This is a genomic window from Streptomyces sp. NPDC093801 (assembly GCF_040701585.1).
In the GTDB taxonomy this organism is placed as follows: domain Bacteria; phylum Actinomycetota; class Actinomycetes; order Streptomycetales; family Streptomycetaceae; genus Streptomyces.
The window spans coordinates 5,064-26,869 of sequence record NZ_JBFBDP010000019.1; the positions used below are offsets into that span (position 1 = coordinate 5,064).

A 21,806-nucleotide genomic window follows, 5' to 3' on the forward strand; every position below is an offset into this window, starting at 1 on the left:
GAAACCACCCGCGGTGTTGCCGAGCGAGGTGAAGAAGCCGATCGAGCCGTCGGCGTGGTGGTAGACCATGACCGCGTCGGAGCGGCCGTCACCATTGGCGTCACCGGCGTGGAGTTCGATGGCGTTCCAGTCCCAGCCCGCGGCGGCGGGGACGGCAGCGCTGGAGGTGAAGGGCTGGATGTGCCCGGCGGCGTCGGCCAGGCCGGTGAACATCTTGATGGAGCCGTCGCCGAAGCGGTACATCATGCCGATGTCCGTGCGGCGGTCCCCGTTGAAGTCACCGGAGATCAGCTTCATCGACGCCCGGTCCCAGCTGTTCGGAGGCACCGTATAGCCGGCCGTGAAGTCCCCGAAACCACCCGCGGTGTTGCCGAGCGAGGTGAAGAAGCCGATCGAGCCGTCGGCGTGGTGGTAGACCATGACCGCGTCGGAGCGGCCGTCACCATTGAGGTCTCGCCGTGTGGCCGGGCGCACGGTGTCCTGGATCCACTGTGCGAGGTCGTCGGTGCGGGTGGAGAGGGCCCCTGTACGGGTCTCCGTGGCGGGGGTTCCGAGGCAGCCGCCCTGCCAGGAGCGGGAGGTGACGCCGACCAGTTCACCGGCCGTGTTGAGGAGCGGGCCGCCGGTGTCGCCCTTGCACAGCACGTCCGCTCCCTTGCCGGTGACGGCGAGGGTGGTGGGCGTGCTGGAGTTCACGGTGAAGGTGCCGGTGTGGAGCTTGTCGGGCACCCATTCCGTCTTCGTACGGCCGAAGCCGGCTGCGGTGAGCTCGGCGTTCGCGGCCGGTGCGGCGCCCGCCGGTGTGACCGGCCTGACGGTGGTGACGGCGTTGGCCAGCCGGACGAGGGCGGCGTCACGGTCCTCACGCGGGGCGATCTCGGTGACCTCGACGCTGTTGCCGTCGCCGAACGTGGCGGTGGCCTTCAGGGCCGGCTTGCCCGCCGGGACCGATGTGCCGGGGGTGGCGGCGAAGCAGCTCGCGGCGGTCAGGACCCAGAGGGGGTCGACCAGCGTGCCGGTGCAGGCACGCGAGTGCTCCTCGTCGCCGAGGTTGAGCCTGACCACGGCCGGGAACTGTCCGGTGGCGGCCTCGGGACCGGCCAGCGCCACGGCGGGGGTGTTGGTCGTCAGAGCCGCCGTCGCGCCGATGGCGGCGGCGAGCAGGCCGGAGATCCGCGCGGGGCGCGGACGGGAAAGAGACATGGGGGTTCCTTCGGTTGCACTGCGCGCCCACGGGCCGCCCCCCGTGACAGCGTCACGGAAGGCGGCCCGGGTGTCAGAGGGTGCCGGCGAGGGAGATGGAGCCGAGGGTTCCGGTGATGCCCGCGGTGGTGACCTGTGCGGTAGTACCCCAGGTGCGATCGGTGTGGCGCAGGGTGTGCACGATCCGGTTGTCGGTGGTCGTCACCGCCAGCTGGAGCTCGCCGTCCACCGCTCCGGCTGCGAGGGACTTGACGGTCAGGGTGCCGAGGTAGTCCTTGAGGTCGCCGAAGGACGCCCACGTGCCGTTGCCGTAGCGGATGGTGTGGTACTGGCGCGTGCCGTTGTCGGTGGCGATGACGAGGTGTGCGTCGTTGTCCGCTCCGGCCATGGCCACGGAGCTGATGGGGCCGGTGGCGCCGGCGGCGCCGGCCACGTCTCCCCAGCCGGTCCAATGCCCGGTGGTGGCGCGGATCGTGTGGAACGCCTTGCCACCGGTGACGGCCACGAGCTGCAGCTGGCCGCCGGCGCTGGCGGTGGCGACGGAGGTGACGGCGCCGATGGGGCCGACTGCGCCTGCCACGTCACCGAAGGGCGTCCAGTATCCGTCGGCGTTGCGCACGGTGTGGAACACCTTGCCGCCCGCGACGGCCACCACGTGGAGGTCGGTGCCGATGGACACGGTGGAGATTTGGGTGATGCCTGTCAGGTTGCTGGCCGCGGTGTTGACGTCGCCGAAGGTGCCCCAGGTGCCGTCCGCCTTGCGGACGGTGTGGTAGAGACGGCCGTTTCCGCCGAGCGCCACCACGTGGGTGTCGCCGTTGATGCCGGCGGCTGCGGCCGTGCGGACGCCGCCGATGTTCCCGGCCTTGGCCTGGACGTCGGTGAAGCCCGTCCAGGAGCCGTCGTTCAGCCGGATGCCCTGGTACAGGGTGGAGCCGGCCTGGACGAGGGCCTCGGCCTTCCAGCCGGGCGTGAGCGCGCGCACGCCCTGCACCCAGTCGTTGAGGTCGTCGATGCGCGCGGTGACGGCGCCGGTGCGGGTCTCGGTCGCCGGGGCGCCGAGGCAGCCGCCCTGCCAGGAGCGGGAGTTGATGCCGACCAGTTCACCGGCCGCGTTGAGGAGAGGGCCGCCGGTGTCACCCTTGCAGAGAACGTCCGTGCCCTTGCCGGTGATGGCGTACGTGGTGGCGTCGGCGGAGCCGAGCGTGAAGATGCCGGTGTGGAGCTTGTCGGGCACCCACTCGGTCCTCGTGCGGCCGAACCCGGCGGCGGTGAGCTCGCTCCCGGTGGCCGGGGCGGCGGTGGCGCGCTTGACACCGGTGACGCCGGCGGCGGGGGTCGCGAGGCGGGCCAGGACCAGGTCGCGGTCGGTACGGGGTATCAGGTCGACGATCCCGACGGGCGTGCCGCCGGCGAGGGTGGCGGTGCTTGCCAGGGCGGGCTTGCCGGCCGGGACCGGGGTGCCGGGGGTGGCAGCGAAGCAGCTGGCGGCCGTCGCGATCCACGACTGGTCGACCAGGATCCCCGTGCAGGCACGGGAGTGGGCCTCGTCGCCGATGTTCAGCCTCACCACGGAGGTGAGCTGTCCGGCGGCCGCTTCCGGGCCGGATACCGCGAGAGCAGGGGTCGAAGCGATCAGCCCGGACGACACCGCTGTGGCGGCAGCGAGCAGGCTGCTAATGCGGAGGGTGCGCGAACCTGAAAAGGACATGCGTGTTCCTTCGGTAGAGCAAGTGCAGGAAAATCCGACCGATATTCCGGGACCGGCTTTCGCCGGGGTTTACTTGCTCGTGCGGATTTCCAGGAGCATGAAGTCGCGACCCTGCTCGTCGGCACTCTCGCCGACCGGGGTCCAGGCATTCTTGTTCACGTCGAAACTCTTCTGCTCGGTGCCCGTGACCATGTCCACCTGAGCCGAGTAGCTGTTGCCCTTGACCGCGAAGACCGCGGGAATCTCCAGGGTCAGGTAGCCGGTGGAGCCGCTCACGCGGAAGCAGATTTTCTCGTTCGCGCGGGACCAGACCTCCATGAGGTCCGAGGCGCTGCTGCAATCGGCCAGCATGATGTGGCCGTCGCCTCGCTTGAGCGTGATGCCCCGCTCCGCGAGGATCTTGTCGGCGTTCGGGTAGCCGAAGTCCTCAATAGCGTATCCAGGGCCTTCGTCCGCGATGGCCTTCATCGTGGAGGCGTCCGCCGGGCTGTGGTCGGCGGCCCCCGCGGCGATGGCGATCCACGCCATGGCGCCCGCCGCCAAGGCGGCGCCGGCGGAACGGAGCATCGTCTTTCGTATCTTCATCGCTGTCCTAGTCGTCGGCTCGGGAGACCCGGAGCAATGGATCGACGCGAAGAAAGAAGGCCGCCGTACGGCACAGAAAAACGCCAGTCGCGTGAAATGGTGTGCGCACATCCCCCTGGCACTTCCCCCGCCCCCTTTCCATGTGGGCGGAAAGCAGCATTCCGCCCACAACCCCCCGTGCACCGCAGGGGCTATCCGCCTTCCGGCGAGAACTGTCCCGCCGGGCGGCCCTCCACATGTAAACACCTTGGTCGAATTCCCGTCCAATGGCGCTCGAGTGACGTGCGCCACACCGGGTAATTCAGTGGAGTCGGAGCCCATAATTCCGAACCGGTCGTTCCGCAATATCGGAACACACTATTCCGATGGCGGAGCATGGATACTTCCGGAGGGTTTACTTCCAGATTTCTCCCGCGCCGGATCGGTAGGCATGACCGACACCCTGCCGATCGAGATCACGAAACGCAAGGCAATACGTCAAGTCACCCACCACAGCCGCCTCCGTGGGAGCGCCGACGCTTGTCAATCTCAGCGGCCGCCCTCAGGTCGGCGTGTCCCGCTGCCGTCCAGGCGAACCAGGCGGCCCGCCCGCCCCTTCGGTGGCGGCCGCCGGTGGGTCGGCAGCGGGTATCCGGGACGGCGTCGGCCGCGGTTGAGCCGCCACCGAGCTGGTGAGGCCGCCCCCTCGCACGCCGGGTCGGGGTATGCTCCCGGGCCCACAACGCTCGGCGCATTCCACGTCGGATGCGGAGTCGAAGAGGGGTGCGCCGCGCCCTGGGACACTCCGTCAGCCGTCGCCGGCGGCGTTGTGGCGCGGTTCCCGGCAGCGCTGACGGCGTAGAGCGCCCGGCGGGCTGCCTCCGCTCCGTCGACGAATCACCCGCCGGGCGTGCCGGCATTTGCGTGTCCAGGCGCCGAGTTCTCCGAGTGCCCCCAGCAGTGCGGCGCTCGCGGCGCAGGCCAGGAGCGGAGCGGGCTGGTCGCGCGCCTGTCCGGTGCACCACAGGATGAGGGCGAGGCCGGCCCACCACCCGGTGAGGGAGGCGGCCGGGGCCCGGGTCCGACGTGTCATGGCACGGGAGGCTCCTTGGGGTATGTGCGGCCTCGTCAGGCGAAGGCGAAGTAGCGCAGCCACAGGTCGTGCGCGTGTTGCGGTGCGGCGACGGTCCCGAGCCCGGGGAACGGGCCCCGGCCGGGCTCCTCCGCGTCCTCGTCCGGCCTGGGACGGCGGAGGTGGCGGTACGCGGGTTCCGTGCCCCGCTGGGCGCACGTACCGCGGGGGTCGTCAGCTCTCGTTCGTGAGGCCGCGGTCGGGGGCGCTCATATCGCCCGTGGCCGGTGTTCCGCCGGCCAGGCCGTAGCGGAGGTAGACGGTGCCGTTCGGGCTGGCCACCGGGGGTGCGAGGAGCGTGACGTTGGTGGGGACCGCGCCCCCGTCGAAGACCTTCTTCCCGACACCGAGCACGATCGGGTGCACCCAGAGGTCGAGGCGGTCGAAGAGCTTCTCGCGCAGCAGGCTCTGTACGAGGTCCAGGCTTCCCACGACCTTCACGTGCTCGTGGCGATCACGGATCTCACGGACGGCGTCCGCCAGGTCCGGCCCCAGCTGGGTGGATGCGGCCCAGGGGAGGTCCGGCTTCCCCCGGGAGGCGACGTACTTCGGGACGCGGTTGAACAGGTCGGCGATCTCGTTGTCCGGGCCGCCCTTCTGGTGCGGCCAGTAGCCGGCGAAGATGTCGTAGGTCCGCCGGCCGAGCAGGAGGGCGTCCGTGCCCTCGTACGCGGCGGCGATCTGTGCCCCGGTGACCTCCTGGAGCAGGGGTGCCTGCCAGCCTCCGAACGGGAAACCCGCCGGGTCCTCGTCGGGGCCGCCGGGCGCCTGCCCGACCAGGTCGAGGGTCGCGAACAGTTCGATGTGGACAAGGCCCATGGTGTACTCCCCGGGAGTCTCGGAATCGGTTGTCCCCGTCGAAGGGATAGACCCTCGTGGGGCCGCGAACTCATCGCCACGCCGGAACCCGCTCGCGGCCCGGGTGGGCGGGCGGGTCCGCTCCCCTCGCGACTCGCGGCGGATGCGCTTCCTCCCATCCGCCCGATCGAGGAGCACGGGCACGATCGGTGCGCCGTGCCTTCCGGAGAGGGCACACCGGTGGGAGGGCGACTCGTCCTCGCCGCTCTCGCCGCGGCGCCGGCCGCCGTGCTGCCCGCCGCCACGCGCGACCCCACGGGCCCTCGCCCGGCCTGGAGCGGCCGCCCCGGAAGGGTCCAGGGGAACCGCCCATGAGCCGTTCGGGCCCGGTGTCCGTCGGATCACCGGCCGGTGAGGTCGTTGCCGAGGGCGTCGCGCAGGTCCTGCAGTTCGGTGACAAGGGCCTGGCCGGCCTGGTTGACGGGGGTGAGGCGGTCGATGACGGCGCGGCTGCGGACGGCGTCCTCCGCGTTGATGCGCTCCATGATCTGGGCCAGCGTCGACTTCAGGCGGGTCTGGTGTTGCGCGTGGTGGTGCTCGACCGCGTCGATCAGGAGCCGGCCCTGGCTCTGGGTGACCCTCTCGAAGGCGTTGCGGGCCTGCTTCACGTGTTCGTCGATCATGTCCTTGCGCTCCTGGCGCGCCCTTTGGACCTGGGACTCGCGGTCCTTGAGGAGGTCCGTGACCTTGGCGATGGCGATGGCCGTCAGGACGGCGGCGCCTGCGGGGACCGCGATGGTGGCGAGGCTGAGGCTGGTCGTGAGCCATACGGCCCCGGCCGCGAGCGGGCTGGCGACGCCCAGGGTGCTCGCCGCGGCCTGGACGACCCCGTAGGCCGTCAACGGCCGGCGGCCGTCCGTCTGCATCGGGAAGTAGCTCGTGTCCAGCGGTTCCGGCGCCACCAGCTGGGAGCCGGTGTCCACCCCCAGCTCCGCGCGCAGCAACTGCCGGCTGCTCACGTCGAACTCCCGCAGCTCGTGTTCCCAGGAGGTGGCCGGGCCGGCGGGCGAGGCCATCCACCGGCTGAACAGCTGGACCTGGAGGACATCGACCTCGTTGGCGTGCTCGGCGCTCAGGCTGCCGCGGTCGATCAGCGGGTCGAGCTGCTCGTGCAGTACGCCGGCCAGGCCGCTGAAGGGGCCGCGTGCCGTGCGGATCCTGCGCTGCAGCTCGCGTCCCAGTTCGGTGCGGATGCGCTCCAGAGAGCGCTCCCCGCCCGCGATCCGGCCTCGCAGATTCTTCTTTTGGGCCTCCAGGTCCTCCACGGCCAGTTGGTGGGTGTCGAGCATGTCGGCGAGCTGGCGCTGGCGGCGCCGGACGAGCCAGCGGGCCTCGTCGGCGACCTGGCCCAGGTGTGCGTGGCCCGCGCCGGACTCCATCAGGTTCCGGAGGTGGTCGCGCAGGGTCTCCATCCCGCTGAGCCGCCCCAGGGTGTCACCGTCCTCCCCCTGGGTCTTCTTGAACGTGCCCTCGGCCTCCCAGGCTGCGGAGACCGGCAGGAACCCTTCGCCGATGAACTGTCCGCCGGGCGAGCCGAAGTGCGTGCGCAGGTAGGCGTTGTTCGTGGCCAGCACGCTCTTCCAGGCCGCCTGGCCCTGTTCCCGCTGGGTCGCCAGGTCGATCCCGCTGAGGACCCAGAGCACCTTCTTGTTCGCGTTGCTCTGCATGTGGTGGGCGTAGAGGTCCCGGATGAGCTGGAGCTCGTTGGCGGTGAGGGCCGAGGTCGCATGGCTCACGTAGATGAAGCAGTCGGCCTTGGCCCACGCCTCCCGCATGATGATCTCGTGTTCCTCGATCGGGGACTCCGAGCCGGGCAGGTCGTAGAGTTTGACCGGCAGGCGGGCGTCGGCGAGGAGCACCTCGATCGATTCAACCCGCAGGTTGATGTGTTCGCGGCGCCTGTTGGTGATGTCGCCGTCCACCGCCCCGTAGGCGGAGACCACGGCGGGCGGCAGATCCGTGCCGATGTCCTCCACCCTGCCGCCGGTGAACCTCGCGCGCAGAAGTGCCCGGCCGGCGGCGGTCCCGGGGGGCTCGTCCCCGACGGGGACGACCGTGCACGGGCATGCGGTGGTCGGGCGCGCCGACGACGGAAGGACCCCGAGGAACTCCGCCGACGGCATCCCGTCCTCGTCGGTGATGGGGATGTACTCCAGGCCGCCCTGGAGGCCGCTGATCAGGAAGCTCTTGCCGGACGACTGCCGTCCGAGCAGGGCCACGTTGAGCATGGAGGACAGGGCGCGGGTGCGCAGGGCCTCCATACGGGCGGCGTCGTCGGCCAGACCTGCCTCGTCGGTGAGGAGGCCGCGCGGGCCGTCCTCGTCGCATAACCAGCGTTCGCAACGGCTCAGCAGGTGCTTGAGTTCGTCCCGGGCTTCCTCTACAGGCATCATGCGGTACTTCTACCGCAGGGCGCTGCCGCACATCATGGAAACGGGTCGATCCCGGGGCGGCTCGTCGGGCGGGGTGGGGCTGGGCGGGACTACTGCGGCTGCGTGGCCAGTTGGATGAGGTTGCCGCACGTGTCGTCGAGGACGGCGGTGGTGACCGGGCCCATCTCGACGGGCTCCTGGGTGAAGCGGACGCCGAGGGCGCGCAGGCGTTCGTACTCGGCGTGCACGTCGTCGACCGCGAATTGGGCGAGGGGGATGCCGTCCTGGACGAGGGCGTCGCGGTAGGGCTTGACGGCCGGGTGGCCGGCCGGCTCCAGCAGGAGTTCGGTGCCGGCGGGATCGTCGCGGGAGACGACGGTCAGCCACCTGTGGTTCTCCCCCAGCGGAACGTCGTGCTTCTTCACGAAGCCGAGGATCTCGGTGTAGAAGTGCAGGGCCTTGGCCTGGTCATCGACGAAGATGCTGGTCAGGTGGATCCTCATGGGGTTCCCTCGGGGATTCGTGCCGTTTGTCTGTTCGGTGGCGGCCATCGATCCGGGATCCGGCGCATGGCGCGGTGTTCAGGTCGTGGAACCCGCCGCGGCCGGCCCGCACAGGGGCTGTCCGGACTTGTGCGCGAGCTCGTCGAGGACGATGCGGCGCGTGGGGTCGCCCAGGGCTTCGAAGAGTTCGCCTGCCACCATCCCGCCATTGTCTCCGGTGCGGGACCGTCCCTTCGTGTGCCACGACGCGGTGGACACGAGCGTGTCGCAGAGCCGTCGTTCACTCAGAAGGCCTCGACCCAAGGTCGTACCGGCGGCAGCCCCCACAGGTCCAGTGCCCCGCTGACCAGGTCGGCGAGGAACTGGACCGCGCCTCCGGTGTAGTGCCACCAGCCGCCGCTGCGTGAGGCCACGGTGACGGTCCACTCGTCGGGACCAGACGCTGTGGTGTTCCAGAGGAAGTAGTCGCCCTCGTTCGACGTGGCCCAGGGCAGCAGGCCCCCGGGGGCGGGAAAGGGGTACAGGGGAGTGGACGTCTCTGCGTCCGCACACCACTCGGCGAGGACCTCAAGGTCTTCAGAGTCCTCTGCCCAGGCCCGCTCCTGCCCGGGGTTCGGGAAGCCGACGCAGAGGAAGTCCCCGAAGGCCAGGGACGGGTAGCTGTCGGCCAGCAGCTTGTAGTCGGAGGGCAGCACGGTGGACAGGCACGCCTCGACCGACGCCCAGTCGATGCCGGCCGGAGCCGTGCGCCGAAGGAGGGTGAGGCCGGCGACAGCCTGCTCCAGCCGAGGTTGGTGATCGGACTGCCTGCGGCTCTCCAGCCCTGCGGCGACAAGCCCGCCACCCGCTGCGTTCGTTCGGCGTCGGCCGCGCCCTTCCGGGCGGTGTCCCGCCGTCGCCGGCGTTCCCGGGCGCGCCGCTCGGCCGCCGCGTCGCGCGCCGGGGCCGGCCGTGGGCCCGACGGCTCTCATAACGTAGGGGCGGCTGTGGCCGAGGAGGGCAGCACGGCTTGCGGTCCGGCGGCTTCACCCTCGGATCCGACCGGTGGTTCCGGAGCGGTCGTCAGCCGGCCCGTGGTCACTGGCGGCCTGCGTCCTCGTCGGCCAGGAGAGCGTGGTGGATCTGTTCGATCTCCCGCACCATGCTCTCGCTGCTCCGCTCCCCCGCTGCCCCGGCGAGCCGTGTGGTCTCGCGGGCCGGGACGCAGATCACCCGGTGCTGCTCGTGCGAGAGCGCGCGCAGCTGCGCTGCGTCCAGTTCCCGGTGCGCGGTCCGCAGCTGCCCGCCCAGTCGCAGGAGCGCCTGGGCGTCCGCGGGCCGAACGCAGGCGCCGTAAGTCGCGTGCCGGTCCGGCATCGGTGTAGCGCGTCGTCCCCCCGTGGGCTGCGCACCGCCGCCGTACGGCCTCGACCGCCCGAGACGCGGGCCCGTACGGGGTGAGTCAGGACTTCGGGATGGCGGTGGGAAGGCCAGGGGGGAGCTTGCCCGGCTCGCTCTTCTGGTAGGTCTCGGTGCCGACTTCCTGCCAGGTGACCTTCAGTTCGGCCGCGCCCACGGAGGCGACCTGGCCCTTCGCGTGCAGTGCGCCCGCCGGGCACTTGAGATCGAAGGACTTGCCGTCGGTGGTGCCCTGGCAGGTCAGGCCGGAGGCGCCCTCGACGACCACTGCGGTCTTGCCCTTGATGGTCAGGACGACGGGCTTCGACGGGTTCGCCATCGAGATCCATCCACCCTCCACACTGCCGCCCTTGGCGTCGGTACCGGCACTGGCACTGGCACTGGCACTGGCACCGGAGCTGGAGGAGGCCGACGGAACGCTGGGCGTGGCGGCTGGCTTCGGGTCCTTCGAGGTGGCGGCCTTGTCGCTGCCGGAGTCGCTGCCGCAGGCCGTGAGGGCCAGGGCGGCCGCGATGCCGGCGATTGCGATGAAGCTGTGCCGCAGGTCCTTGTGCACGAGAAGTCCCCCAGTGGAGCATGAATTGATCGAAAGCGTGTGCCAAATTACCAAGAAGGGGGACACGGACGACGACTTCGGCGTCACCGATTCGTCACAGATACCGGGCGCCGTCGTTCAGGGTGCGCGGGCCTCGGTCGTACGGGCCTCCGCCAGGGTGGCGGACGAGGTGTCACCCGTAAGGCAAGCCCACACCGCCGGGGCCACGCTCATAGCGGTAAGGCTCGCGGCGCCGCATCGGTGGGCCCCGGAGTGCAGCCGTCACCAGCGCCGGCACGGCCGACAGTCACGAGTCGGCCCACTACCCGCCGGGCGGGCTGAACCAACCCGGCCACGTGCACCTCGCGCCCGCTGATCCCGGGCCCCCTGGCAATCGAGTGGCGCACCACGCGTGGGACGGCGCGCTGACCGGATAGTCGGCCACAGCCAGTTCGACCTCCTACCGGGCGCCTTCGATCACGACGTAACGACCTTGGGAGCGATATCAGCTCCCGGGTCTGCCTGGTGGTCTGGGCCACTGCGCGATCAGGGCGCCACTGAGGAGGAGTGATGCCAGTCAGGCGGATCGCGGTCGCCGCTGTCTTGATCGGCGCGTCTTGGTCGGGGAGTGGACCGCAGCGGCGGTGCCTGCCACGTCATCCCCGGCGGCTGGAGTAGGGGCGAGGGCTCGGGGCCGGGGTCATCGCTGTCGACGACTCCGGCGGCCGTGTGGTCGAAGTCGACGGGCCAGCGGGTGTGCTCGCTGGCCAGGGCGCCGGTCAGACGTGCTTCGACAAGGTTGGCGGTGCTCAAGTCGGTGCCGCGCAGGTCGGCCATGCGGAGGTCGGCGCGGTGGAAGACCGCGCCGTGGGCGTCGGCCTTGCGCAGGTTTGCCTCGCGCAGGTCGGTCTCGGTGAAGTCGGCGTCACGCAAGTCGGTTTCGACTAGCTTCGCGGCCCGCAGGTCGGCCAGAATGCAGCGAGCCCGGCGGAGAATCGCAGTCGTGAGGTCGGCGTGCCGCAGGTTGACCGAGACCAGGGACGCCTGGGTCAGATTGGCCTGGTACAGGCCCGCCGCTTCCATGCAGGCGCGGTCGAAGTTGACCTCGGGGAACCAGAGTCCGTCGCAGTCGGCCCGGCGCAAGTCGGTGATGCTGAGATTGACCCAGGACTGCTCCCGGTGCTGGCACAGCACGCCGAGCGCGGTCAGCGCCACCTGGGCGTCGGCGGCGCGAGTCTCCAAGGGGGCGATGTCGTTGATGGGCACGTCTGCCGCCGGTGATTCCGGCCCGGCGGGTGGCCAGGGCAGGTGTGTCCGCAGATACGCGGCCTGGATGGAGATGATGGCCTCCCGGTCGCGGGCGGACTGCTCCGCGATCCGCCACAGCGCGTGCAATCCACCGATGCGCACATCCAGCTTGTCGCTGCCGAGCTGGTCGACGGCCCGGCTGAATCGGTCGGTGACATAGCCCTCCTGGGTGGCGCGCAAACCGTCCTGGCTCACTCGCAGTTGCCGCCAGGTGGCGTACGCGCCGAAGAGCACGACCAGGCCGCCGACTACCTGTAGAAGCGTCGTACGGACATCGTTCACCGCCTTCAGCCGATCCTGCGCGGCGACGCTCGCCCCGGCGAGATCGTGGTCGACCACCACCCCCGGCAGTACTACGAACACCGTACCCAGAATGACCAACCCCGCCCCGGCCAGCAGACCTGCGGCTACACGACGCCTGAGCAGTCCGTCGTGCCACGCGCGCCGCCCGCGGTCCGGTTCCCCCATCTCCATGGGCATGGGAGCCTAGGCGCCGCTCAGAGGACGATCAAGAGTGCTGTGCCACCGCCCCGTGACATGAGAACGGCCTTACGGGTTGGATGAATTGTGAGGCTTGCCTGGGCCCGTGCGGCCTGTTCCCAACCTGCCCTGTCCGGCATCTCGCGCGCACACTTCGGCGAGTTGCTCCAAGAACTCGCGCCCCGGTGGCAGGCCGCGCGGGAGTCGGCGCTACACGAGCGGCGTGGCGGAGACCGAAGGCGGGCGGCCGGCGCCGGGCCCAGGCAGCGCCTGGTCTTCGGCGACCGGCTCTTGGTCACGCTGGTCCACCTGCGGCTCGGGATCCCGCACGCCGCGCTGGCCGAGTTGTACGCAGTGGACCGCTCCACCGTCTCCGGAGCGATCCGCGAGGTCCGGCCACTACTGACGACCCGCGGCTTCGCCATCCCGGACCGGCCGGGGGTGCGGCTGCGGACGCTGGAGGACCTGTTCGCCTACGCTGGCGCGGAGGGCGTTGACCTGCGCATCGACGGCACCGAAGTGCAGGTCCGCCGCCCCCGCGCCCACCGCCCCGGCCGCAAGGCGTTCGTCTCCGGCAAGAGGAAACAGAACACCATCAAGACCACCACCTTCAGTGACCCACAGGGTCGCACCCTGTTCAGCGGCGTAAGCCGGCCGGGCCGCATGCACGACCAGACCGCCGTGCGCACCGAGGGTATCGCCGAGCAGTTCCACCGGCACCCCAAGGTCAAGGCCGCGGTCGACGAGGGCTACCGGGGCTTGGCCAACGAGTTCCCAGCCAGGTCAGCGCCCCGCCGAAGAAGCCGAAGGACGACACACCGCTGGGCGAGCACCACGCCTGGCCCGAGCAGCGACGCCGCCAGTCCTCCGCGCGGATCTGCGTGGAGCACACCAACGCCGAGTACAAGCAGTGGCGGCCGCTGCAGCGGTTCACCGGCCGCCGCGAGACCTACGCCGAGACCCACCTCGCGATCGCCACCCTGGTCTCTGACCGCTCCGCTCGGCGGACAACCCGCCGCAAGGCGAGCACGGAACTGGTGCTCGCCCGTCAGGCCGCCTGCTGATCACCCACCAGCCAACCCGCCAGGGCAGCACGCCCCGAACTCAATCGCTCCCAAGGTTGCAAGGGTGGAGGCCGGCGGATCCGGCAGAGGCACGTCCCCGTCAGCGACGGGGGGCCTCATCTCCGGTTGGGATCCGCGGCTGTCCGGCGCTGTCTCACACCCAGGGCTTCCCACCCGACTGACCCTCGTGAACCGGACACCATCCGACTACGCCGAAGCCCTGGGCTTCAGGTGGCGGCGCGCGGCAAGCACGAAGTCTCCCAGCGACCTACGGTCTTCGCCGGAGTCATCCGTGCGCGACCAGCATGCGCCTCCCGGACATCACGCACACCAGACTCGTGACCTGCAACTCCACCGTGCACAGCACTCGATGACCCGAACGACGGTCCCCGGGCTACTTGCCGTGCAAGTGTGCGGTCAGGCGTGACAGCAGAGGCAGCGCCGCCTCGAGCGTCTTTCGTTCATCGGAACTGAGGACATCGTCGATCGCGGTGCCGAGCCGGTCCGCACGCCTTCGGCGCTCCTGCGCCAGACGGCCACTTCCCGTCGGCGTGAGGTGGAGCAACACCTTGCGCCCGTCGCTGGGGTGCGCCTCGGCATGCACAAGGCCTTGAGCCAGGAGTTCCTTGACCGTCTTGGCAGCCGACTGATGACTGACTCCCCGTTGTTGTGCGATATCGGCGGTGGTCAGCGGGCCGCCACGGTCCAGGTAGCCCAGGACGGCGGCCTCGCCGGGCGGCATCTCGTCAACCGTGCGCACCGTGCGTACGAACCGTCCGATGGTCAGGCGAAGTTCTTCAGCCAGTTGGTTCTCGTCCACGATGCCAGCTTACCCACACTCATCAACCGAACTGTACACCTTAGCTCCATTGTTCGCTTTGGCGCCACAGGAGCGACCGCCGCCCCTCGCCGCAGCGAGGGGCGGGGGCGCCAGAGCCAAGTGGCAGCCGACACCCCGCCCACAGCGTGATATTTACAATCATGCTGTACAGTTTAGTTGTAGATATTCGGTGGCTCGGAAAGGACCCGCTGTGAAGCTCACCAAGCACGCCCACGCCTGCGTCACGCTGGAGAAGGACGGCACCCGCCTGGTCATCGACCCCGGCACCCTCACCCCGGACGCGGCAGAGGCCGTCAGCCGGGCTCACGCCGTCCTGATCACCCACGAACACTTCGACCACTTCGACGAAGAGCTCGTCGCCGCCGCTCTCGAAGCCCAGCCCGGGCTGCAGGTCTACGGCACAGCCGCGGTCGCAGCCACTCTCGGCAGCCGCGACGGCCGCGTCCACGCCGTCGCCGCGGGCGACACCTTCAGCGTCGGTTCCCTCACCGCCACCGTCCACGGCCACCGCCACGCGCCGATCCACGCCGACATCCCGTGCCCCGACAACGTCGGCTACCTCCTCGACGACGGAGCCGTCTACCATCCCGGCGACGCCTACTTCGCGCCCGACGCTCCCGTACGCACCCTGCTGCTGCCGACCAGCGGTCCATGGACAAAGCTCGGCGAAGCCGCCGACTACGTCCGCACCGTCAAGCCCGAGCGCATCATCCAGATCCACGAACTCATGCTCAGCGACCTCGGCCAGCACTCCACCGCCCATCTCCTCGGCGAGAACGGCCTGACCGGCACTCCGATCGACCGCCTCGAGCCCGGCGCCACCGTCCAGCTGTGAAGCAGCGTCCGTACGGCAACGGGAGCGGCCGCAAGGTGGCGACCGCACAGCGGCGGCGGGACGGCGCCGGCAGGACCGGGTCCCGGCCTGGGGCGGTGATGGCGGGTCGGAGCAGGGCGGAGGCCCGGGCAACGAGCACCCGTCGTCCGCCGGAGTCTCCGTCCGGTTGTTCACGCCTTCCGTGCCGCCGTTGTGGTGCGGCAGGGTGAGGGCGGCGTCGGCTGCGGCGCGGTCCTTCTCGGCCCCGGATGCCTACGCCCACCCTGAGCTGCGTACGTGGCCGCCTGTGGTGTCCCGCGTACGGCATCTGGTCAGTCACCCGGCGTCACATCTATCGTGAGGCGATGACGGCACACAGCCCAGGGGCGCCTGGCAGCGTGGAGCGGGGCCGGTCGGGGACGACCGACGTGGTGCTGCGAGCGGGCGCCCCGTCCTGGCTCACCGTGCCGCACTTGCTGGGGAGCGCCGCGCTGACCGCGCTCGGTACGGGCCTGCTCGGCCTCGCCCTCGTCCTACCAGTGGCGGTGGTCTTGCTCTTCTCCGGCGCCGGCTGGGCCACGGTGGGCGTGGTGGCCCTCTGGATGGTGTCCGCGGCCGTCGCGGCGGGCTTCGCGGGCGCACTGGCCGTGGCCTGCTTCCAGGTGTACCGGCTCAGGTTCTCCGCTGCCGGCGATCCCCCCGCGGTACGCCTGGTGCGCGGCCTGGGGAGCGGCCGGTGGCGGCTGGTCGAGGAGCCGGACCGCCTTCGCCTGGAGCAGGAGATCGAGGAGCCCTACGCCGGGGATCCCCTCCCCGCCACCCACGTCCTCACGCTGCGCCTGATCCGCGACGACTCTGAGGTCTGCCGGGCCGTCCTCCCGCCGGACACCGACGCCCGACGACTCCTCGCGGCCTTGGAGCAGGCCCTGGGGCGGACCGTCCTGCTCGAACTCCATGTCAAGCGCACCACCCGCCCCGCGCCCCGGCACGGTCCTGGCCCTCGGAATCGCGGCCGGGTCGGGTCCTCCGGCATCGGCATCAGCGGCGCCGGGGGCTACAGCTGCGGTGGCAGCAGTGGATGCGGTGGGGGCGGGGGCGGCTAGGAACTGTCGGATGGCTCCTGCCGCAGTGCGCCAACCCGTTTCCGGTCCGCGCGGAGGAATGACAGCGGCCAGGCCGGCCAGTCGGCCCAGCGGGGGAAGGGGTGATGGTGCGATGTCGGGCGGTGGGGCCGAAGTTCATCGAGACCTGGCCTTGATCGTGACGGCCCGGGAACGGCTGCGGGCGGGGGCATCGTCGGCTGCGGTCTGCGGCGAACTCGCCGCGCAGACCCGGTGTCGCTGAGACGCGGCACTCGCCGCCAGGGCCGCTCGGCTCCAGCGACGGCGGCCCGCGGTCGCACATGGCCGCCACCGTCACCGCGGAACCCGTCATGGGCCGGGTGGAGCGCCAGGGCCCGTTGCGGAAGGCGCTTGGATTTTGCGGCGAACCCGGACGGCTACGCGGTCAGGGGGCCGGCGGTGGCCGTCCGTAAAGATGCCGAGTACACGGCGGCGATCCGGCAGCTGCCGGACACCCGGCGTTCAAGACGCTCCAGGCCTACCGCGACGGCAAGGCCGACCGCCGGATCGAGCCGGGCGGCGCCGGCAGCCCGGCCCCGTGCTCGAGCCGACGGCCCCGGCACCCGGCGCTGCACCGCCGGCACCGTCCCCCAGTGTCGCGGCCGCCCCTGTCACCGGGCACGGCGGGCGCGGACGGAGGAGAAGGACTCCGGGGGCGGGCTGCGGACCGGCACCCGGGTCGGGATCGTGGCCGCGGTGCTGGTGGTCGCGGCCGGGATCGCCCGTCGCGGTCCGGCGCAGGGGCACGGCAGCCCGGAAGACGGCTGGACGCGCAAGGGTGAGCGGGGTGTGCCGCACGGGGCGTCCCCGCCCGTGGCGTCCCGGGGTCAGTCGTGCAGGGTCTCGCCGGTGACGCGGTGGTCGGCGTGGCTGAGGGCCTCGATGACCAGGGCCCGCAGATGCCCGTCACCGAGCCGGTAGACGATGCGTCGCCCCTCGCGTCGGGTTGCCACCAGCCCGGCCAGGCGGAGCTTGGCCAGGTGCTGGCTGACGGCGGTACGGGAGGCGGTGCACTGCTCGGCGAGCGAGGTGACGTCCGACTCGCCCTGGGCCAGGAGCCACAGCAGGTGCAGCCGCGTGGCGTCCGCGAGCAGCGCGAACACCGATGCCGCCTCGGCCAGCCGGGCATCGTCAGGGGCACGCAGATGCGCAGAGCGGGCAGATGGGAAGGGTTCGCTCACGGGCATGCGCTCAGCCTATGCGCTCGGACCCCATCCGCCATCATGTGCACAGATGCGCACATGACGCTATGGTGGTGGAGTCCAGTCCTGTCCCTTCGTGAAGGGCTTCCGCATGCTGTCCGTGCTGCGCAACCGCACCTACCGGCACCTGTTCGCCGCCCAGGTGATCGCCCTGGTCGGTACCGGCCTGGCCACCGTGGCCCTGGGTCTGCTCGCATACGACATCGCCGGGCCCCGAGCCGGCTCGGTCCTCGGGACCGCTCTGGCGATCAAGATGGTGGCCTACGTGGCGATCGCACCGGCGATCGGGGCGGTCGCGCACCGGATCCCGCGGCGGGCCCTGATGGTGGGCTCCGACCTGGCCCGGGCCGCCGTGGCGCTGACACTGCCGTTCGTCGACCAGGTCTGGCAGGTCTACGTCCTGATCTTCGCCCTCCAGGCCGCCTCCGCCTCGTTCACCCCCACCTTCCAAGCACTCATTCCCGACGTGCTGCCCGGCGAGCGGGACTACACGCAGGCACTGTCGATGTCGCGGCTGGCCTACGACCTGGAGAGCCTGTTCAGCCCGGCGCTGGCCGCGGCCCTGCTGACGTTCACGACCTACAACTGGCTGTTCCTGGGCACCGTCGGCGGGTTCCTCGCCTCGGCGACCCTGGTGGTCTCCGCGGTGCTGCCCAAGACGGCCGCGGTGCCCGGGCCCGGCGGGGGCGTGTATGCGAAGGCGAGCGCGGGCGGCCGCCTGTTCTTCCGGATCCCGCGCCTGCGCGCCCTCCTGTGCCTGAACCTGGCGGTGGCCGCGGCGAGCGCGCTGGTCACCGTGCACACCGTGGTCTACGTCCGCGACCACCTCTCCCGCCCCACCGGGGACGTGGCCTTCGCCCTCGGCGCCTACGGCGCCGGGTCGATGCTGGTCGCCCTGCTGCTGCCGCGCGTCCTGGACCACGTCGCCGACCGCACCGTCATGCTCGCCGGGGCGTTGCTCCTGCCCGTGGTGTTCGCGGCCGCCGGCGTGATCACGGCCGCCACCACAGGTGGCTGGCGCTGGCCCGCACTGCTCGGGACGTGGGCGGCGTTCGGCGCCGCGTGCTCGACGGTCCTGACCCCCACCGGCCGGCTCATCCGGCGCTCGGCCCCGCCCGAGGAGCGGGCACCGGCCTTCGCCGCCCAGTTCTCCCTCTCCCACGCCGCCTGGCTGATCACCTACCCCCTCGCGGGATGGGCGGGCGCGTCGGCCGGACTGCTGTCCGCCGTCATCGCCCTCGGCGCGATCACCTTGCTCGCCACCATCAGTGCCGTCCGGCTGTGGCCGGCCAGGGACACCACCGATACCCCTCACGTCCACACCGGCCTGGACGCCGGGCACCCCCACCTGACCGGAGCGCACGAGGTGCCCGGCGGCTGGCGCCACAGCCACGCCCCGGGCGGTGACGGACTCCACCTCACCGGAGCCGGAGCCGGCGCCGGCGCCGGAGCCGCCCGCTGACACCGGTGCAGGCCCGGGGGCTCCCCCGGGCCGCCCGTCGGCAGCGCTTCCGGTCGGTGCGCCCTTCTGCACGGGCGAGCGACAACGGTACTGGACAGGGCCTGGCGGGGAAGGCGGTACGGGTTCCCGGTGGCGTCACCGGGAGCTGCATCGAAAGAGAGCAGCGCCTCGTGGACCCGGACGTCATCGGGCAGGCAGGCAGCCGGGCGCGGGCTGCACAGCCGGCCGGCCGCCCCCGTGCACAGCGGCCGGTGCCGGGACACCCGTACCCGCTTCCGTACCCGCTTCAAGCCGGCACGGCACAGCCGGCCCTCGGAGTGCCGGACCGACCGACACGGCCTACCCGAGCGGGCACACGTACGCTGAAAGGGCGGCCGGGACGGTGAGCGGCCCCCGGCCGCCGGGCCCGGCCGCGGGTGTCTCCTCCCCCTCCGCAGACGCCCGCGCCGGGCCTCGGCCTCCCCCCTTCGCGGCTGCTCCAGTGCTGCGAGAACGTCCACAGGATCGAGGCAGTCGCCGACGCGGAACTTGTCGGCGCCTGAGGCCGCAGGGCGCGGCGATCACGCCAATGTCGATCTTGCGGTGTAGCGGGCACCAGGTCTCGGCAGACTCCCGGCAGGGCTGACGAGCGGCGTCGGCCCCGAACTCTCCCCGACCGTCGGCGTCGACGCCTCCTGGACGAGGCGACCGCGCCGGTGCCACAGGGTGGCGCCGCATGCCTGCTCCGAGGCTGCGAACCCAGCTGGAGCACTGCGGGCTGCTGCGGGAGCGGGAGCCCCATCCCGGCCGATGCTCCGGAGTCCGGCCGGACGCCGGGCGGCACCGGCCCACGCGCCGGTACCGGGCTGACGGGCACCGCTGACGGTCGCCCCCTGCACGCGTCGGGCGTTCGGGCCCCCGACCCACCGCTCGATCGCCGTGTCAGGCGCTCGTGACGGTGCGCTCCAGGAAGGCGAGCGCGTCGGCGGGCTCGTCGGCGACGAACACCAACTCGCTCAGGGGGATCGGGAGGAAGCCCTCGTCCTCCATGCGGCGCAGTTGCTCGCGGAGGCCGTCGTAGAAGCCGGCCGTGTTCAGCAGGACGACCGGTTCGGCAGTCCTGCCGTGCTTCTTCAGCTCCAGGATCTCGGTGGCCTCGTCGAGGGTTCCCATGCCGCCCACCATGATCACGAACGCGTCGGCCCGCTTCATGAGCGTCGCCTTGCGTTCGGCGAGGCTGCGGGCGACGACCATCTCGTCGGGGGCGGAAACCGGTCGTGCCTTGGCCGCCAGGAAGTCGACCGAGACTCCCGAGAGCCTTCCGCCCGCGCCGCTGACGCCGTCCGCGACGACCTTCATCAGACCGGTGTCGGAGCCACCCCAGACGAGGGTGTGGCCGGCCTTGCCGAGTAGCTCGGCGAACCGGCGGGCAGGCTCGGTATAGCGCGCATCGAGGTCGGCGGCGGAGAGAAAGACACAAATGTTCACAAGGGCCACGGTAGTGGTGCCTGCACGCGCCGGGGCACCCGGCTCTGATCACCTGTGGCCGTCCGCCTCCCCGCACGTACGGCCTCCGGAGCCCACGTGGCGGCCCACGATCCGGTGGACACACAGCCGGCGCGGGCGTTGAGGCTCAGTGTCTGCCCGGTGACGTCCACCGCTTGTCCCGGTCCCACCTCCCCACTCCCCGATGCGCCGGCTTCCTCCACGACGACGACAGCAAGGTGTTCCTGTCCGTGGAGACACGCGCAGCGAACGCTCCGAGGCCCTGTACGCCGTCGCCCACAAGCTCGGCGGCCTCATGCCGAGCAGGCCGCCCTCGACCCGGGCGTCCTGGTCGACGCCGCCCGCGAGGGCCTCGGAGCCCAGGCGGTCACCGGGGTGCTCGGCCGCCCCTTCCGAACGGATGAAGGGCCCCTGCGGGGTCCGGTAGGTTCCTGGGCATCGGATTCATTGATCTTCAGATCGGGCGGGGACGTGCGGATACGAAGTGCAGCGGCGACGGCGGTACTTGTGATGGGGGCTTCGTTGCCCGGGACGCCGGGGGCGACCGCCGCGGACGACACGGTCGCCCTCACCACCACCTTCAACGACCCGGCAGGGACCACGGCCCAGCAGGATGCGATCCGTAACCAGCTGATCTCCCTGGTCAACCGGACCCCGGCGGGGGCGGAGATCAACGGCTCGGTCTACCTGATCACCGATGGGGGCGTCAGCACCGCGCTGGTCGCGGCGAAGCAGCGCGGGGTGAAGGTCAGGCTCATCGTGGACGGGGACGCAGTCCCGGACGCGGATGCGAACGGGAAGGCCACCGGGTCGGAGTACTCGATGCTCGCTGCGGCGACCGGTCTCGGCACGGATCTCACCGCGGATTCGTGGGTGCTGGCCTGCCCGGTGGGCCGGGGATGCATCGGCAACCGCAGCCTCGGCGGAAGCAGCGACACCGGCGCGATCAACCACAACAAGTTCTTCCTGTTCTCCAAGGTCGGCAGCACCGACAACGTGGTGTTCCAGACCTCGGCGAACCTGACCACGAGCCAGCGGCGGAACCTGTTCAACAACTCCGTGACGATTCCGGACGCGGGCTCCGGTCTCTACGCCGGCTACCGCGCCTACTGGCAGGACCTGCAGACCAACGGCTCCACCGGGACCGGCCAGGCCACCTACTACAAGACCCAGGACGCCGGCCCTTACAAGACCTACTTCTTCCCCCGCCAGGAGAAGGCCGGCACCACGTACGACAACGATGCCGGCACCGACACCGTCGTGTCCCTGCTGAACAACGTCGACTGCGCGGGCGGCGCCACCCAGATCCGGATCGGCATGTACGCCTTCACCCGGGTCCAGGTCGCCGACAAGCTCGTGGCCCTGAAGAACGCCGGCTGCCGGGTCGAACTCCTCCACAACGGCGAGGACGGCAACCTCGGCACCGCCGTCCAGGCCTCGATCGCCGGACACCTCACCTACGCTGCCCGCTGCGCCGGCACGGCCGTGGACGGCACCGGTACCTCCCGCACCATCGGCATCCACTCCAAGTACATGCTGATCGAGGGCACCTACCTGGGCGGAGCCAACCGCAAGCTGGTCTTCACCGGAAGCCACAACTACACGTTCCCGAACCTCCGGGCCAACGACGAGACCCTCCTGAAGATCGACAATCCGGCCGTCTACGACGCCTTCAAGACGAACTTCGACACCATCAAGGCCAGCCCGCACTGCACCGCCTGGTAGACGACGCCACGGGCAAACCCGACAGGCC

20 protein-coding genes and 1 pseudogene are annotated in these 21,806 nt (G+C 71.0%); 6 read left to right on the forward strand and 15 right to left on the reverse strand.

Going from position 1 to position 21,806, the window contains the following annotated elements; translation table 11 throughout:
* The 12 genes from AB0469_RS22340 to AB0469_RS22395 all read right to left on the reverse strand — a co-directional run.
* The coding region (locus AB0469_RS22340) for a trypsin-like serine protease (RefSeq protein ID WP_366453163.1) at window positions 1-1,203 on the reverse strand (1,203 nt) is incomplete at its 3' end.
* 73 nt (window positions 1,204-1,276) lie between these two features.
* On the reverse strand, window positions 1,277-2,914 hold the full coding sequence (locus tag AB0469_RS22345) for a trypsin-like serine protease (protein WP_366453164.1): 1,638 nt from the start codon (window positions 2,912-2,914) through the stop codon (window positions 1,277-1,279).
* Window positions 2,915-2,983: 69 nt separating this feature from the next.
* A complete protein-coding gene (locus AB0469_RS22350) occupies window positions 2,984-3,499 on the reverse strand; it encodes a hypothetical protein (protein WP_366453165.1) in 516 nt (171 codons plus the stop codon).
* 787 nt (window positions 3,500-4,286) lie between these two features.
* Window positions 4,287-4,571, reverse strand: coding sequence for a hypothetical protein (locus tag AB0469_RS22355; protein ID WP_366453166.1), 285 nt, complete (start codon window positions 4,569-4,571; stop codon window positions 4,287-4,289).
* 213 nt (window positions 4,572-4,784) lie between these two features.
* Complete coding sequence (locus tag AB0469_RS22360) at window positions 4,785-5,429, reverse strand: dihydrofolate reductase family protein (protein WP_366453167.1); 645 nt, start codon at window positions 5,427-5,429, stop codon at window positions 4,785-4,787.
* 380 nt (window positions 5,430-5,809) lie between these two features.
* Window positions 5,810-7,861: a hypothetical protein gene (locus tag AB0469_RS22365; RefSeq protein WP_366453168.1), complete on the reverse strand. Its 2,052-nt coding sequence runs from the start codon at window positions 7,859-7,861 to the stop codon at window positions 5,810-5,812.
* A gap of 89 nt (window positions 7,862-7,950) precedes the next feature.
* Window positions 7,951-8,343: a VOC family protein gene (locus tag AB0469_RS22370; protein WP_042820271.1), complete on the reverse strand. Its 393-nt coding sequence runs from the start codon at window positions 8,341-8,343 to the stop codon at window positions 7,951-7,953.
* A 78-nt stretch (window positions 8,344-8,421) separates the two neighbouring features.
* Entirely contained in the window at window positions 8,422-8,544 is a 123-nt protein-coding gene (locus AB0469_RS22375) for a helix-turn-helix transcriptional regulator (RefSeq protein WP_366453169.1), read from the reverse strand.
* An 83-nt stretch (window positions 8,545-8,627) separates the two neighbouring features.
* Window positions 8,628-9,038 carry an SMI1/KNR4 family protein gene (locus tag AB0469_RS22380; RefSeq protein ID WP_366453170.1) on the reverse strand — a complete coding sequence of 137 codons (411 nt, stop codon included), beginning with the start codon at window positions 9,036-9,038 and terminating at the stop codon, window positions 8,628-8,630.
* A gap of 382 nt (window positions 9,039-9,420) precedes the next feature.
* Complete coding sequence (locus AB0469_RS22385) at window positions 9,421-9,699, reverse strand: hypothetical protein (protein WP_366453171.1); 279 nt, start codon at window positions 9,697-9,699, stop codon at window positions 9,421-9,423.
* 85 nt (window positions 9,700-9,784) lie between these two features.
* Window positions 9,785-10,297 (reverse strand): hypothetical protein, encoded by a 513-nt coding sequence (locus tag AB0469_RS22390; RefSeq protein WP_366453172.1) that lies wholly within the window; start codon window positions 10,295-10,297, stop codon window positions 9,785-9,787.
* Window positions 10,298-10,822: 525 nt separating this feature from the next.
* Window positions 10,823-12,052 carry a pentapeptide repeat-containing protein gene (locus AB0469_RS22395; protein ID WP_366453319.1) on the reverse strand — a complete coding sequence of 410 codons (1,230 nt, stop codon included), beginning with the start codon at window positions 12,050-12,052 and terminating at the stop codon, window positions 10,823-10,825.
* Between the two features lie 99 nt (window positions 12,053-12,151).
* Here AB0469_RS22395 and AB0469_RS22400 point away from each other — a divergent pair.
* Together AB0469_RS22400 and AB0469_RS22405 are read left to right on the forward strand one after the other, a co-directional pair.
* Window positions 12,152-12,769: pseudogene (locus AB0469_RS22400) on the forward strand (transposase family protein); the annotation flags it as partial.
* Window positions 12,770-12,945: 176 nt separating this feature from the next.
* A complete protein-coding gene (locus AB0469_RS22405; RefSeq protein WP_366453324.1) occupies window positions 12,946-13,128 on the forward strand; it encodes a hypothetical protein in 183 nt (60 codons plus the stop codon).
* Window positions 13,129-13,522: 394 nt separating this feature from the next.
* Here AB0469_RS22405 and AB0469_RS22410 read toward each other — a convergent pair whose 3' ends face one another.
* Complete coding sequence (locus AB0469_RS22410) at window positions 13,523-13,948, reverse strand: MarR family transcriptional regulator (protein ID WP_366453173.1); 426 nt, start codon at window positions 13,946-13,948, stop codon at window positions 13,523-13,525.
* Between the two features lie 211 nt (window positions 13,949-14,159).
* On the opposite strand from AB0469_RS22410, the gene AB0469_RS22415 reads away from it, so the two are divergent.
* Both AB0469_RS22415 and AB0469_RS22420 read left to right on the forward strand, forming a co-directional pair.
* Window positions 14,160-14,804, forward strand: a complete 645-nt coding sequence (locus tag AB0469_RS22415; RefSeq protein WP_366453174.1) for an MBL fold metallo-hydrolase — start codon at window positions 14,160-14,162, stop codon at window positions 14,802-14,804.
* 344 nt (window positions 14,805-15,148) lie between these two features.
* On the forward strand, window positions 15,149-15,886 hold the full coding sequence (locus AB0469_RS22420; protein WP_366453175.1) for a hypothetical protein: 738 nt from the start codon (window positions 15,149-15,151) through the stop codon (window positions 15,884-15,886).
* 845 nt (window positions 15,887-16,731) lie between these two features.
* On the opposite strand, the gene AB0469_RS22425 is transcribed toward AB0469_RS22420, so the two are convergent.
* The gene (locus AB0469_RS22425; protein WP_366453176.1) at window positions 16,732-17,091 is read right to left on the reverse strand and encodes a metalloregulator ArsR/SmtB family transcription factor; all 360 of its coding nucleotides are present in this window, start codon (window positions 17,089-17,091) and stop codon (window positions 16,732-16,734) included.
* A gap of 106 nt (window positions 17,092-17,197) precedes the next feature.
* Here AB0469_RS22425 and AB0469_RS22430 point away from each other — a divergent pair, with 106 nt between their 5' ends.
* On the forward strand, window positions 17,198-18,568 hold the full coding sequence (locus AB0469_RS22430; RefSeq protein ID WP_366453320.1) for an MFS transporter: 1,371 nt from the start codon (window positions 17,198-17,200) through the stop codon (window positions 18,566-18,568).
* Window positions 18,569-19,489: 921 nt separating this feature from the next.
* On the opposite strand, the gene AB0469_RS22435 is transcribed toward AB0469_RS22430, so the two are convergent.
* Window positions 19,490-20,035: a TIGR00730 family Rossman fold protein gene (locus tag AB0469_RS22435; protein ID WP_366453177.1), complete on the reverse strand. Its 546-nt coding sequence runs from the start codon at window positions 20,033-20,035 to the stop codon at window positions 19,490-19,492.
* A gap of 540 nt (window positions 20,036-20,575) precedes the next feature.
* On the opposite strand from AB0469_RS22435, the gene AB0469_RS22440 reads away from it, so the two are divergent.
* Window positions 20,576-21,778: a phospholipase D-like domain-containing protein gene (locus tag AB0469_RS22440; protein ID WP_366453178.1), complete on the forward strand. Its 1,203-nt coding sequence runs from the start codon at window positions 20,576-20,578 to the stop codon at window positions 21,776-21,778.
* Window positions 21,779-21,806: the final 28 nt, after the last annotated feature.